Here is a 13,334-nt window from a genome sequence, read left to right on the forward strand (position 1 = left end):
TTAGGAGCCGGCCCTGTCCCCGGGCCGGCTCCGCTTTTTTTGCCGCCGCCTGCGGGCCTTTCTCGTAACGGCAGACCGGAGCACTATGGCCGTTTATTTTTGGATGGACGGCGATGCTGGAAATCCCTGACGACCGCTGTGAGCGCGCCAAGCTGTTCAAGGCGATAGACGACGCCTTCAAGGCCGGCGATTTCGATGGGCTTGGCAAGGCGCTCGGCGGCTCCGCGCGATGGTACGACGAGAGGATGCCGTTCGAGCTCGGCCTCGGCCATCCGTTGGAGTATGCGATCTATTGGAGCCCGACCGGCTTCATCGCCACGTTGCTTGATGCAGGTTCGAATCCGAATTACGAGGATCCCGCCGGCTTCCCGTCGATCATCGCCGCGCTATCCACCGAGCGGTCGGACAGGCTACAGCTTATCCAGATCCTGCTCGAGCAGGGCGCCGACCCGAACATGCGCGGGGTCAACGACTGGACCCCTCTGCATTACGCGGTGGCGAAACGCGACGCCGAGGCAATCCGCCTGCTGCTGGCGTCGGGCGCGGATCCATCGCTCAGGACGCGCATCGATGACTATGAAACCGCCCTGGAAGGTGCAGACCACGCCGGTTTCGAAGCGGGGGCGTCGCTACTGCGTGAGGCGATGTCCCGACGCAGTTGATAAGGTCGCCGGCGAAGCGGCGGACTGAACCGCTCTCAGAGTTCCTTCAATCCGGTCTTGAAGCGCCTGCCGTTGGCGACATAGTGCGCGGCCGAGACCCGCAGCCTCTCGATTGCCGCGTCATCCAGCACCCTTATCACCTTGGCGGGCGAGCCGACGATCAGCGAATTGTCCGGGAAAACCTTGTTTTCGGTCACCAAGGCGCCGGCGCCGACCAGCGAATTCTTGCCGATCCTCGCGCCGTTGAGAACGATGGCGCCCATGCCGATCAGGCTGTTGTCGCCGACCGTGCAGCCATGCAGCAGCGCGCGATGACCCATCGTGCAGCCCTGCCCGATGCTGAGCGGATAGCCCGGATCGGTGTGCATGACCGTATGTTCCTGCACATTGGTGTCGGCGCCGATGGTGATCGTTTCACCGTCGCCGCGGATGACGACGCCGAACCAGAAGCCGGCATTGCGGCCTATCGCGATATCGCCGATCAGCGTGGCGTCGGGCGCCACCCAATTGGTTTCGGCGTCCTCGAACCGGGGCGCCTTCCCGTCGATCGCATAGATCGGCATCTTTTCTCCGATTCGTCTCAAGCCGAGAATTCGGCGGAGCTTAGGAGACCCGTTGCCCAGGAAGCAATGGTGATCAGCACGATGCCGAGCGCCAGTGCCCAGGCAATCGCCGTGCAGCCGCAGGAAAGCAGCGCCAGCGTGCCGATGCGTCCCTCGCGCCGCGCAGCCAGAGCATCATTGGTGAGCATGAACGGGCCGGCGCAGGCGGTCACCGCGAGCGAGCGCACAATATGGGCAGGCGTGACATAGGGTTCGGCGAAGGCCAGCCGGCCACCGCAGACGATTTCCATCGCCGAGCCGGCGAGGCCGCAAGCCGTCAGGCCGACCGCAAAAGCGTAGAGAGGGAGCAGCATGAGATCCATCTTTACCAACCGTTTACCATGAGACCGCACAGTCGTGCCGACGCGCTGCAAGAGCCATGCCGCGCCAGTTGTGCCACCTGAGGACAGGTGAGCGGATCGGGGAATTGGGATGAGAGAGGCAGCCGCTGCGGAGGAATTCGAGGTTGTCGACTCGACCTTGATGAAGCGGGTCTTCTATGTCTTCGCGGCGCTCGCCCTGCTTTCGGTGGCTATCAGTCTCGGCGGCAAATGGCTCGGCCGGTCGATCGCCATGGCCGGCTACACCGACGACACGACCGTGCGCCAGGTCGTCATGGGCAACAATGTGATCAGTGTGCCGGCCAACTTCATCCGCTTCGACCAGGCCAGGCGCGACGGAAACGCCTCGCGCCTCGACCTTTATCTGCGCTATCCTGAAATGGACGGCTACAGCACCGCCGCGCGCGGCGACTTCAACCACACCACGACCAGGAAGATCATCTTCCTGTCATTCGAGCCGCGGATGATGTCGCGCGACATGAGCGGCCGTTTCGCGCCGATCTACAGCGCCCTGATCGTCAAGCCGGGCACACCCGGCCCGGGCGGGACGACGCTCTACGGCTTCGCCGAGAAATCGGGCTATCTCAACGAGGTCCTGGCGGTCGCCGACCGCCCCGGCAAAGACCCGTTCGTCGCCCGCTGCCTGAGCGGCCCAAGTGCCGAGGAATCGCTGGCCCCCTGCGAGCGCGACATCCAGGTCGGCGACGATCTCAGCCTCACCTACCGCTTCCCGCGCGAGTTGCTCGGGAACTGGCAGGTGCTCGATGCCGCGATCGCCACCAAGGTGGCCGGTATCCTGAAAACGGGACGCTGAAGCGCTGCGCCGGAGCCATGGGCGCGCCACCCGCTCTTCCTCTCCAGCGGCCAGCCTGGCTCAATATATCGGCACGACCGGCTCGGCGATGCGGTCTGGCATCGGGCCGGCAAGGCGCGCTATTGGTCGAACATGATGCCACCCTATCTCACGTTCGACCCCGTCAGCCGCCGCCTGCGCCTCGACCCGCATGAACCGGCCTTTGTGCAGAACCCGTATGAGGGCTACGCCTTCTTGCACGGCGCTTCGAACGCCTTCTTCTGGGAGAATTATGGTTTTTGGTGTTTCGGCGGCTTCGACGACGTCAACCGCCTGCTTCGCGATCGTCGCTTCGGCCGCCAGAACCCGGCCGGCATTCCCGACAGCCGCGGGGTTGGCGGCGACCGTTCGCACCTGACCGCCTTCGACGCCATCGAAGCCAATTCGATGCTTGAGCTCGAGCCGCCGGTGCACACGAGGTTGCGGACACTGGTCAATCGGGCCTTCGTGTCGCGCCAGGTCGAGCGGCTGCGGCCGCGCATCGAGGCTCTGGCCAATGAGCTGATCGACCGCTTCGAGCCGGGCTCCGTCGATCTTCTGCCCGCTTACGCCTCGCCCTTGCCGATCACCATCATCGCCGAGATGCTCGGCGTTCCGGTCGAGATGGGGCCGCAACTGCTCGACTGGTCGCATCAGATGGTCGCCATGTACATGCACGGCCGCACGCGCGAGACCGAGGAGACGGCCAACCGCGCCGCGCACGATTTCGCGGCTTTCCTGCGCGGCTATGTCGCCGAGCGGCGCAAGAGACCCGACGACGATCTGCTTTCGCTGCTGATCGAGGCGCAGGACAACGGCCAGAAGCTCTCGGAGGAGGAGCTGGTTTCCTCAGCTATCCTTCTGCTCAACGCAGGGCACGAAGCGACTGTGCACCAGACCGGAAATGCCGTGAGAACGATCCTCGCGCAGGGCGGCGATGGGCGCCGCTTCTTTGCAACACCGGAGGCCAATGCCGCCACGGTCGAGGAATGCCTGCGCTACGATGCGCCGCTGCACATGTTCCTGCGCTATGCCTATGAAGAGATGGAAGCTGCTCCGGGCATTTTGCTCAAGCCCGGAGAGACGGTGGCGCTGCTGCTCGGCATGGCCAATCACGACCCGCTGGCTTTCGCCGGACCGGCCACATTCAACCCGGCGCGGACGGACCAGAAGAACGTGTCGTTCGGCGCCGGCATCCACTTCTGCATCGGCGCGCCGCTGGCCAGGCTGGAGTTGCAGGTGTCGCTGAAGACGCTGTTCGACCGGCTGCCGGATCTAGGCCTGACGGAAGAGCCGCGCTTCCGCGACACCTATCATTTTCATGGATTGGAAGCGCTCTCGGTGCGCTTCTGAGCCGCAAAAATCCGAAGATCTGAAAATGAGATTCGCCTTTCTGCAGGAACCGCCCTTCTGCTTCACCGATGCATCCGGGAAAGTCGGCGGCTGCGACGCGATGCTGGCCGAGAAGATCTTCGCGATGTCCGAAACGACGGCTTTCACGCCCGTCGAGACTGAATTCGCCGAGTTGCTGCCGGGACTGGCCGACGGCCGCTGGGACATGACCACCGGCCTGTTCATCTCGGAAGAGCGCAGCAAGCTGGTGGACTTCAGTCGCCCGATCTGGTCGCTGCCGGACGGCTTGATGGTCGCCAAGGGCAACCCGCTCGACCTTGAAGGCTATCGCTCTCTTGCAGGCCACCCCTCCGCGAGGCTTGGCGTGATATCGAACCAGATCCAGCATCGGACGGCCCTGCAGAATGGCGTGCCGCCGGAGCGGATCAGTGTGTTCACCACGCAGGCCCAAGCGGCGGAGGCGGTGGCTACCGGCATGGTGCAGGCCTATGCCAGCGTCGCCATGGCGCATCGCGGCTACATCGCGCGGCGACCGGCTGCTCTGGCCGATGTCATTGACGTTCCCGCGTCCGAACGGCTGCCCGCCGCCGGCGCGTTTGCGGTCGCCAAAGGCAACGACGCGTTGAGGCGGCGTGTGGATGATTGTCTGGGCGACCTGCTTGGAAGCCGGTGGCACCGCGACCTGATGGCCGGATTCGGTTTCTCCGAAGCGGATGTCGACCGGCTGCTCTAACAGCCCGGCAAGCGCGCTTCACAGCTTGATCACATATTCCTTGCGAGTCGTCTCCACCACTTCCCAGGTCCCTTTGAAACCCGGCCGCAGCACAAAACTGTCGCCGGCCTTGACCGTGCGCGCGTCGCCGCCGTCTTCGGCGATCACCGAGACGCCGGACAGGATGTGGCAGAATTCCCATTCGTCATAGACGATGCGCCACTTGCCCGGCGTCGCTTCCCAGATGCCGGCGTAAAGGCTGCCGTCCCGCTCCTCGACATTCCAGGTGCGGAATTTCGGATCGCCGGAGATCAAGCGTTCCGGGGCCGGCGCGCCGGCCTCCGGCTCGACAGTTTCGGGATCAACCGCGAGAAAGGCGGACATCGCGCTCAGACCTTGCTCAGCGCCTGTTCGAGGTCGGCGACGATGTCGTTGACGTCCTCGATGCCGATCGACAGGCGGACCGTGTCCGGGCCGGCACCGGCCTTTACCTTCTGCTCGTCGGACAGTTGCCGGTGCGTGGTCGAGGCCGGGTGAATGACCAGCGACTTGGTGTCGCCAACATTGGCGAGGTGCGAGAACAGTTCCAGCGCCTCGACGAACTTGACGCCGGCCTCGTAGCCGGCCTTGAGGCCAAAGGTGAAAACGGCGCCGGCACCCTGCGGCGAGTATTTCTTCTGCAGCGCATTGTTCTTGTCGCTCGGCAGTCCGGGATAGTTCACCCAGGCGACTTTTGGATGGTTGGAAAGCCAGGCGGCGACGCTCGCGGCGTTGTCGCAATGACGCTGCATCCTGAGCGGCAAGGTTTCCAGGCCGGTCAGGATCAGGAAGGCGTTGAAGGGCGAGATCGCCGGGCCGAGGTCGCGCAGGCCGAGCACGCGCGCGGCAATGGCAAAGGCGAAGTTGCCGAAAGTCTCGTGCAGGACGAGGCCGCCATATTCAGGGCGAGGCTCCGACAGCATCGGGTATTTGCCCGACTTCGACCAATCGAAGGTGCCGCCGTCGACGATGGCGCCGCCGATCGAATTGCCGTGGCCGCCGATGAACTTGGTCAGCGAATGCACCACGATGTCGGCGCCATGCTCGATCGGCCGCACGAGATAGGGCGAGGCCAGCGTGTTGTCGACGATCAGCGGCAGGCCGTGCCTGCGAGCGATGTCGCCGATCTTCTCGATGTCGACGAAGATGCCGCCCGGATTGGCGAGGCTTTCGATGAAGATCGCCCTGGTGTTGTCGTCGATTTGGCTCTCAAAGGTCGATGGATCGTTGGTATCGGCCCAGCGGACCTCCCAGCCATAATTCTTGAAGGCGTGGCCGAATTGGTTGATGGAGCCGCCATAAAGCTTTGTGGCAGATACGAAATTGTCACCCGGCCGCATCAGATTGTGGAAGACGATGACCTGGGCGGCGTGGCCGGAGGCGACGGCCAGCGCGGCAGTGCCACCTTCGAGCGCGGCGAGACGCTCCTCGAGAACCGCCTGCGTGGGGTTCATGATGCGGGTATAGATGTTGCCGAAGGCCTTCAGCCCGAACAGCGAGGCGGCGTGGTCGGCGTCATCGAAGACATAGGAGGTGGTCTGATAGATCGGCGTGGCGCGCGCGCCGGTCGCCGGGTCCGGCTTGGCGCCGGCATGGACGGCGAGCGTGTTGAAACCGGGCGTACGGGTCATCGAAGCCTCCCTCTCAAACTTGCGAAAATCGCCGGGCATTCTTGGCCAAGCGCGGTCGTGAATGCAAAGAACAAAATACCTTTCGGCGTGCGATCTGCGGCGAACGCCCGGGAAAATCCATTTCTTCCCGGAATAGTTTTGCGCGCCTGGTTGTCCGTCTATTTCTGGCGCACGCCAAAACTCTGGAAACCCTTGCGCATCAATGGCTTCTTCGACGATAGCACGCCGGAGTTGACGCCGGTCCAGCCGATCTCGCCCGACAGCTTGCCATATTCGATCTTGGGACAGCGGTTCATGACCACCTTGATGCCGGCTGCCTCGGCGCGCGCGGCGGCCTGGTCATGGCGAACACCTAGCTGCATCCAAACGACCTTCGGCAGCGGATCGAGCTTCAGTACCTGCTCGACGATGCCAGGGACAGCGGCCGAGCCGCGAAAAATGTCAATCATGTCGACCGGGTGCGGCAGGTCGGCCAGGCTGGCATAGACCGTCTGTCCAAGGATCTGCTTTCCCGCATGACCGGGATTGATCGGCAACACCGAAAAACCCTTGGCCAGCAGATATTTCAGCACGAAATAGCTCGGCCGCACGTCGTTGGGCGAGGCGCCGACCATGGCAATGGTCTTCACCGAGTTCAGAATGCCGGCAATGTAGCTGTTGTCGTAGGCGTCGTGATTCATGGCTCGTCCTCATACAGCGCATCGGCGAGAAAGGCAGCCGGATCGCTGCAGAAGTCACGCATCATGCGAAAATGATCGGTGTCCTGAAAATCAATCAGATCGAGGCCGAAGCGGCTGATGCGGAAGAGCCGCGCGTTCGGGCAGGCCATCAGCAACGGCGAGTGCGTCGCCATGATCACCTGCGCGGTGCCGGACCGCTCCATGCGCTGAAGCAGCTTCAGCAACTCGATCTGGCGCGTCGGCGAGAGCGCGCTTTCGGGCTCGTCGAGGATGTAGATGCCCTGTCGTCGGCAGCGTTCCTCGAAGAAGCGGATGAACCCTTCGCCATGCGACCATGACAGGAAGTCCGGCGGCGCTCCGCCAGACTCCAGCGCCGCCTGGTCAAGATAACGAGCCACGGAGTAAAAGGACTCCGCCCGGAAGAACCAGCCCGCGGTGACCTTCGGCAGCCAATGGCAGCGCAGCGCAGCGGCAAGTGCCCCGCCACTCTTGTCGATGGCGCCTGAGTGGTCGACGGGCATATAGCCTTTGCCGCCGCCGGCCTCGTCATAGCCGGCCAGCGCGCCGATGGCTTCGAGCAGCGTCGATTTGCCGGTGCCGTTCTCGCCAACGATGATGGTGATGGCCGACGTGAATTCGAACTCGAATTCGCGATCCCGGAAGATCGGCAGGCTCCATGGATATCCATCCCAATCCGCGACGCGCGAAGGCTCAAGCAGAATGCGCTTGAGATAGGGCGCTTTCAGCCGCGTCAGTTGCTTGCGGGCAGCCACGTCGGACCTTCAATCATGAAAAAGCGCGCTGCATTCTCGGGTCAATTATTCGTCGGCCCATTCCGGCTTGCGCTTGCCGATGAAAGCGCCGATGCCCTCCTCGGCGTCGCGCGCCAGCATGTTTTCCACCATCACGCGGCCGGTATAGGCGTAGGCGTCAGCCAGCCCCATTTCGGCCTGGGCGTAGAACGCCTCCTTGCCGGTCTTGACCACCAAAGACGATTTTGAAGCAACCGTTTGCGCGTATTTGTTGACAACCTGATTCAGATATTCGCGCGGCACGATCCGGTTGACGAGACCGAACTCCTTGGCCGTCGCCGCATCGATCGTCTCGCCGGTGAGAAGCATTTCCATCGCCTGCTTGCGCGAGACGTTGCGCGACAGCGCAACCATCGGCGTCGAGCAGAACAGGCCGATATTGACGCCGGGCGTGCAGAAGGTCGCTTCGTGCGAGGCGATGGCGAGGTCGCAGCTCGCGACAAGCTGCAGTCCGGCCGCGGTAGCCAGACCGTCGACCTCGGCGATTACCGGCCTCGGATGGCGCACGATAGTCTGCATCAGCTTTGCGCAGGCGACAAAGGTCATTTCGAAGAAGGCGCGGCCGCGATCCGGTTCGGCGCGGTGCGCCGTCATTTCCTTGAGGTCGTGGCCGGCGCAAAACACTTTGCCTGACGCTGCCAGGATGATGACGCGTACGGATTTGTCGTCCTTCACGCGGTCGAACTCGGCCTGCAGCGCCGCCATCGTCGCCAGCGACAGCGCGTTGGCCGGCGGGCTTGCAAGGGTGAGGCGCAGCACGCCCTTGTCTTGGCTGACAAGAACCGGGCCGTCGGCGACGGCGGGCTTGATAGCAACGACTTCGGCCATTTTTGAACCTCTCGATCAGCGGTCCCGGGTTATGGAGCAACAGAACTAACATGCTGCCGATTGAAGAACAGCCGCGAGACGTGTTTTCTCCGTGGCACCGTTTGGTCCAGGCGCGCCGCCTGGAACTTCCCGTATATAGGAATCGCGCATGCCCGCTCAAAGCAATCTCAAGCCGGTGCTGACCTCGGCCGAAGTCAACGCGCTGATGGCAAACGTCTATCCGCAGCTCAACGACCAGTTCTCCTTCTATGAGGCGCTGGAAGTGTTTCCGGGCGGCTGCACGGTGCGGCTCAATGCCGACCAGCGCCATCTGCGCCCCGGCGGCACCGTCTCGGGTCCCGCGCTGTTCACGCTTGCCGACATTGGCGGCTATGTGTGCGTGCTCAGCCATGCCGGGCCGGATGCGCTTTCGGTGACGACCAATCTCAACATCAACTTCATGCGCAAGGCAGAGGCCGGAGCGATCGACGGCCATTGCCGTATCCTCAAGCTCGGAAAGAGCCTGATGGTCTTCGACATCGACATCGTCGCCGGGGCCGACCGGCACAGGGTGGCCCACGCCACTGGGACTTATTCGATCCCGCCGAAGCGAATGGATGAGGTAAAATAATACCGTTTCGCCAATTGATTGTTTTTGCTTTATTTTCAGCGCCAGTAGAGTTTCCGCTTGGCTTGACGCATCCGGCACCCTCGCCTATAAGCCGTCACGAAACAGCGGCCGCAAGGGCCGCCGTTTTGTTATTGCCGGACGGCTTGGCCTCTCCGTCAATTCAAGCAACAAAAAACGCCTGTTCCTGCCGTTCGCGGACAGGACGGTCAACCTGAGAGCAAAACATGGCTACCTTTTCGCAGAAGCCTGCGGATGTGGTGAAGAAGTGGGTGCTGATCGACGCCGAGGGTCTCGTCGTCGGCCGCCTTGCCACTGTCATCGCCAACCATCTGCGCGGCAAGCACAAGCCCACTTTCACCCCGCATGTCGATGATGGCGACAATGTCATCGTCATCAATGCCGACAAGGTGGTGTTCACCGGCAAGAAGTACACCGACAAGGTCTATTACTGGCACACCGGCCATCCCGGCGGCATCAAGGAGCGCACCGCCCGCCAGCTGCTCGAGGGCCGCTTCCCCGAGCGCGTCGTCGAGAAGGCTGTGGAGCGCATGATCCCGCGCGGCCCGCTTGGCCGCCGCCAGATGAAGAATCTCCGCGTCTATGCAGGCACTGAGCATCCGCACGCGGCCCAGCAGCCCGTCACGCTCGACGTGGCCAAGCTGAACTCCAAGAACAAGAGGGCCTCGTAATGGCTGAGCTTTCCTCGCTCGCAGAACTCGGGACTGTCACGACCGCCGCGCAGCCGGCCGCGCCTGTCCACGTCCAGAAGCTCGACAAGTCGGGCCGCGCCTATGCCACTGGCAAGCGCAAGAACGCGATCGCGCGCGTCTGGGTGAAGCCGGGCTCCGGCAAGATCATCGTCAACGACAAGGAATTCGCGACCTATTTCGCGCGTCCCGTGCTGCAGATGATCCTCAACCAGCCGATCGTCGCCGCCAACCGCGCCGGCCAGTACGACATCGTCGCCACCGTGATCGGCGGCGGTCTCTCCGGCCAGGCGGGCGCCGTGCGTCACGGCATCTCCAAGGCGCTGACCTATTACGAGCCGGGCCTGCGCTCGGTGCTCAAGAAGGGCGGCTTCCTCACCCGCGACAGCCGCGTGGTCGAGCGCAAGAAGTACGGCAAGGCCAAGGCCCGCCGCAGCTTCCAGTTCTCGAAGCGCTAAGCGCTGCGAAGTCCAAGCATTTCGAAAAGGCCGCCTCCGGGCGGCTTTTTTGTTTCCGTCACCAGTGCCCGGCCGGCGTTTTTATGTAGTCGATGAACGCGCGCAGCGGCGCCGGCACCAAGCGCCGGCCAGGGTAATAAAGAAACGGCCCCGAGAAGCTTTGCCACCAGGGCTGGAGCACAGGTTCCAGAACGCCGCTGTCGAAATACGGGCGCACCCAGTCCTCGAAGAGCCAAAGGATGCCGACGCCGGCGATCGCCGCATCGACAGCGAGATCGACGCCACCACCGATGCTGACGACCAATGGCCCCGTGGGATCGACCCGCACCACCTCGCCGTCCCGCTCGAACTCCCAGGGCGTCATGACCCCGCTCGGGAAGCGGCCGCGCACGCAGGCATGGCCAAGCAGGTCGCGCGGGTGCTGCGGCCGACCGTGCCGATCAAGGTAGGACGGCGCGGCGGAGGTCGTGAAGCGCTGCGCGCGCGGTCCGATCGGCACCGCGATCATGTCCTGCTCCAGCCGCTCGTCATAGCGGATTCCGGCGTCGCAGCCGGCCACCAGCACATCGACAAAGTTCTCCTCGGCGATCACCTCCAGGCGAATGGCGGGATAGGCCGCGAGAAATCGCGGAACGATCTTGGGCAGCACCAGCCGCGAGGCGCTTATCGGCACGTTGAGACGCAAGGTTCCGGCGGGCCGGTCGCGAAAGCCGTTCACCACATCGAGCGCAGCTTCTACCTCGCCCAATGCGGGGCCGAGCCGCGCCAGCAGGCTGGCACCAGCTTCGGTCAAAGCAACGCTGCGCGTGGTGCGGTTGAAGAGCCTAACACCGAGTTGGGTTTCCAGACGGCGGATGGCTTCGCTGAGCGCTGACGCGCTGCCGGCCGTGGCGCGAGCTGCTTCGCGAAAGCCGCCGGCGCGGGCCACGGCCATGAACGCCTGGAGATCGTTGAGTTCGGCCGCCATTGTCCTGAATTTCGTACAAGCTGTGCCGAATATAGCTGGTTATCGGGACAGCGGCTATGCCTTATCTCCCTCGCCGGCAACGAAGGAGAACCACGATGTCCAGCGTAAACAAATCCGGCACCTATAAACTCGGCGAGCGGTCGGTCCGCCGCCTCGGCTACGGCGCCATGCAGCTCGCAGGCAAAGGAGTCTTCGGTCCACCGAAAGACCATGACGCGGCCATCGCCGTGCTGCGCGAAGCCATAGCGCAAGGCGTGAACCATATCGACACCAGCGATTACTATGGTCCGCACGTCACCAACAAGCTGATCCGCGAGGCGCTATTGCCCTACCCCGACGACCTCACCATCGTCACAAAGATCGGCGCCCGTCGTGGCGAAGACGCCTCCTGGCTGCCGGCCTTCACAGCCGATGAGCTCGAACAGGCCGTACACGACAATCTTCGCAATCTTGGCCTCGAGGTGATGGACGTCGTCAATCTGCGCATCATGTTCGGGATGCATGGTCCAGCCGAGGGCTCCATCGAGGCGCAGGTCACCAAGCTCGCCGAGCTTCAGCGCAAGGGCCTGGTGCGCAATATCGGCTTGAGCAACGTCACCCGAGCGCAAATCCAGGAAGGCCGCAAGATTTGCGACATCGTCTGCGTGCAGAACCAGTACAATCTGGCGCATCGCGAGGACGACGCGCTGATCGATGAACTGGCGCGCCACGGCATCGCCTATGTGCCGTTCTTTCCGCTTGGCGGCTTCAGCCCGTTGCAATCGTCGACGCTGTCCGGCGTGGCCGAGCGGCTCGGCGCGACGCCGATGCAGGTTGCGCTGGCATGGTTGTTGCAGCGTTCCCCCAACGTCCTTTTGATCCCGGGCACGTCGTCGGTCGGGCATCTGCGCGAGAACCTTGCGGCAGCGGAGTTGGAGCTGTCGGCGGATGTGCTGCGCGAGTTGAATGGGGTGGCGAAAGCGGCGTAGGTCGGCGCAGCGCCCCGCCCGCGCCCTGCGGCGCGACCTCCCCATCAAGGGGAGGTAAGGCGCCGCGCTTTACGCTCAAACGGGTTTAGCATTTCATGAATGTCGCAGGCATGCAGCGACGGCAGGCTGGCACGACGCTCTACCTCCCTCGATGGGGAGGTCGGCGCGAAGCGCCGGGCGGGTGAAGCGCCGACGTCAGCTTAATTAATACTGGCCGTATGCGCCGACTCGGCTTGCTTGATGTCCGTCGTGTACGGTACGCGATAGCCATTGGCAGCCAGCCATTCGATCGCCGCTTTTGGCTCGTCGGTCTGGATGATGGTGGCGCCGCGATCGACCCAAAAACCCCAAGCCTCGCGCGGCAGGCTGGCAGCGACCGCCAGCTCGTCGCCACGGCCGCCGGCAAGGAAGCCGCCCGGCTTGTTGACGATGGCATAAGTATCGGTCCAGAGGTGCCAGTCACCGCGGACGGCTGTAGCCCGCATGCGCGTGCTGAACAGCGGGCCGCCGTTTGCGGTCAACGTCTCGGCGCCGTTGCGCCAGTTGATCAGCTCGATAGCGCGTGGCGCGAACGCCTTGTCGACCTCGCCGGCAAAGGCGGCATCGTGCACGGCGTCATCGGCAAGGATCGGCATGAACTGGAAGCCGCCGCCCGCCTGGGCGAGCGCGGCCTTCGCGGCTTCAATGCGCGCCTGGTTCCACAGGTTCTCCTTGACGATCACCTGATCGGCCATGCCGAGATCGCGGGCGACCGCGATCATGCCTGGCAGGTCCGTCACCTCCAGCTTGTTGTCGAGATTGATCAGGATCCTGTCCCTGGTCGTCAGCAGCATCTCGCGCAGCGTCAACACCGGCTCGCTGGTGACGGCGCCGGTGCCCTCGATCACCAGCCGGCACTTCTTCAGTTCCGCCAGCGTATATTCCACCACCTCGCCCTTGCAGTTCGTGGTGCGGTCGAGCCAGCTGTCATGCATGATGACGAACGCGCCGTCCTTCGAGCGCCTCACATCGACCTCGACGATCTCGGCGCCGATCGCGATCGAGCCCTCGACCGCGGCAAGCGAATTCTCGGCATAAAGCGTCTTGCCGGCCTGCATGCTGCCGGCCCGATGCGCCGCGATCATCACATGAT

At 63.6% G+C, this 13,334-nt stretch carries 17 protein-coding genes; 8 read left to right on the forward strand and 9 right to left on the reverse strand.

The window, feature by feature from the left end; translation table 11 throughout:
- The first annotated feature begins 113 nt into the window (after positions 1 to 113).
- On the forward strand, positions 114 to 662 hold the full coding sequence (locus EOA79_RS22280; protein WP_067330139.1) for an ankyrin repeat domain-containing protein: 549 nt from the start codon (positions 114 to 116) through the stop codon (positions 660 to 662).
- Positions 663 to 697: 35 nt separating this feature from the next.
- On the opposite strand, the gene EOA79_RS22285 is transcribed toward EOA79_RS22280, so the two are convergent.
- Positions 698 to 1,225, reverse strand: coding sequence for a gamma carbonic anhydrase family protein (locus EOA79_RS22285; RefSeq protein WP_095824718.1), 528 nt, complete (start codon positions 1,223 to 1,225; stop codon positions 698 to 700).
- A 17-nt stretch (positions 1,226 to 1,242) separates the two neighbouring features.
- Positions 1,243 to 1,587 (reverse strand): hypothetical protein, encoded by a 345-nt coding sequence (locus EOA79_RS22290; RefSeq protein ID WP_095801299.1) that lies wholly within the window; start codon positions 1,585 to 1,587, stop codon positions 1,243 to 1,245.
- Positions 1,588 to 1,696: 109 nt separating this feature from the next.
- On the opposite strand from EOA79_RS22290, the gene EOA79_RS22295 reads away from it, so the two are divergent.
- From EOA79_RS22295 to EOA79_RS22305, 3 genes are all read left to right on the forward strand, one after another.
- Positions 1,697 to 2,419: a hypothetical protein gene (locus tag EOA79_RS22295; protein WP_095801298.1), complete on the forward strand. Its 723-nt coding sequence runs from the start codon at positions 1,697 to 1,699 to the stop codon at positions 2,417 to 2,419.
- Between the two features lie 132 nt (positions 2,420 to 2,551).
- Positions 2,552 to 3,790, forward strand: a complete 1,239-nt coding sequence (locus EOA79_RS22300) for a cytochrome P450 (RefSeq protein ID WP_095824719.1) — start codon at positions 2,552 to 2,554, stop codon at positions 3,788 to 3,790.
- Positions 3,759 to 4,523, forward strand: coding sequence for a transporter substrate-binding domain-containing protein (locus EOA79_RS22305; RefSeq protein ID WP_095824720.1), 765 nt, complete (start codon positions 3,759 to 3,761; stop codon positions 4,521 to 4,523). Before EOA79_RS22300 ends, EOA79_RS22305 begins: the two co-directional genes overlap by 32 nt.
- An 18-nt stretch (positions 4,524 to 4,541) precedes the next feature.
- Here EOA79_RS22305 and EOA79_RS22310 read toward each other — a convergent pair whose 3' ends face one another.
- The 5 genes from EOA79_RS22310 to EOA79_RS22330 all read right to left on the reverse strand — a co-directional run bounded on the left by EOA79_RS22310 (position 4,542) and on the right by EOA79_RS22330 (position 8,492).
- Positions 4,542 to 4,886 carry a cupin domain-containing protein gene (locus EOA79_RS22310; protein WP_095824721.1) on the reverse strand — a complete coding sequence of 115 codons (345 nt, stop codon included), beginning with the start codon at positions 4,884 to 4,886 and terminating at the stop codon, positions 4,542 to 4,544.
- 5 nt (positions 4,887 to 4,891) lie between these two features.
- Positions 4,892 to 6,172, reverse strand: coding sequence for an O-acetylhomoserine aminocarboxypropyltransferase (locus EOA79_RS22315; RefSeq protein WP_066989881.1), 1,281 nt, complete (start codon positions 6,170 to 6,172; stop codon positions 4,892 to 4,894).
- A gap of 158 nt (positions 6,173 to 6,330) precedes the next feature.
- Positions 6,331 to 6,852, reverse strand: coding sequence for a CoA-binding protein (locus tag EOA79_RS22320; protein ID WP_095801296.1), 522 nt, complete (start codon positions 6,850 to 6,852; stop codon positions 6,331 to 6,333).
- Complete coding sequence (locus EOA79_RS22325) at positions 6,849 to 7,625, reverse strand: AAA family ATPase (protein WP_095824722.1); 777 nt, start codon at positions 7,623 to 7,625, stop codon at positions 6,849 to 6,851. Before EOA79_RS22325 ends, EOA79_RS22320 begins: the two co-directional genes overlap by 4 nt.
- 45 nt (positions 7,626 to 7,670) lie before the next feature.
- On the reverse strand, positions 7,671 to 8,492 hold the full coding sequence (locus EOA79_RS22330; RefSeq protein WP_095824723.1) for an enoyl-CoA hydratase: 822 nt from the start codon (positions 8,490 to 8,492) through the stop codon (positions 7,671 to 7,673).
- Between the two features lie 148 nt (positions 8,493 to 8,640).
- Between EOA79_RS22330 and EOA79_RS22335 the strand changes: the two genes are divergently transcribed.
- From EOA79_RS22335 to rpsI, 3 genes are all read left to right on the forward strand, one after another.
- A complete protein-coding gene (locus EOA79_RS22335) occupies positions 8,641 to 9,102 on the forward strand; it encodes a PaaI family thioesterase (RefSeq protein ID WP_095824724.1) in 462 nt (153 codons plus the stop codon).
- Positions 9,103 to 9,326: 224 nt separating this feature from the next.
- A complete protein-coding gene (gene rplM / locus EOA79_RS22340) occupies positions 9,327 to 9,791 on the forward strand; it encodes a 50S ribosomal protein L13 (RefSeq protein ID WP_066989450.1) in 465 nt (154 codons plus the stop codon).
- Positions 9,791 to 10,267, forward strand: coding sequence for a 30S ribosomal protein S9 (rpsI, locus tag EOA79_RS22345; protein WP_066989448.1), 477 nt, complete (start codon positions 9,791 to 9,793; stop codon positions 10,265 to 10,267). The genes rplM and rpsI overlap by 1 nt, the downstream gene beginning before the upstream one ends.
- Positions 10,268 to 10,325: 58 nt before the next feature.
- Here the strand turns inward: rpsI and EOA79_RS22350 are convergent, their stop codons facing one another.
- Complete coding sequence (locus EOA79_RS22350; protein WP_127215766.1) at positions 10,326 to 11,234, reverse strand: LysR family transcriptional regulator; 909 nt, start codon at positions 11,232 to 11,234, stop codon at positions 10,326 to 10,328.
- A 95-nt stretch (positions 11,235 to 11,329) separates the two neighbouring features.
- Here EOA79_RS22350 and EOA79_RS22355 point away from each other — a divergent pair, with 95 nt between their 5' ends.
- Entirely contained in the window at positions 11,330 to 12,202 is an 873-nt protein-coding gene (locus EOA79_RS22355) for an aldo/keto reductase family oxidoreductase (RefSeq protein ID WP_095824725.1), read from the forward strand.
- Between the two features lie 200 nt (positions 12,203 to 12,402).
- Here the strand turns inward: EOA79_RS22355 and EOA79_RS22360 are convergent.
- Positions 12,403 to 13,334: glycerophosphodiester phosphodiesterase family protein (locus EOA79_RS22360; protein ID WP_164893915.1), on the reverse strand; the 932-nt coding region annotated here is incomplete at its 5' end.

Origin of the sequence: Mesorhizobium sp. M1A.F.Ca.IN.020.03.2.1 (assembly GCF_004023205.1) — a bacterium.
In the GTDB taxonomy this organism is placed as follows: domain Bacteria; phylum Pseudomonadota; class Alphaproteobacteria; order Rhizobiales; family Rhizobiaceae; genus Mesorhizobium.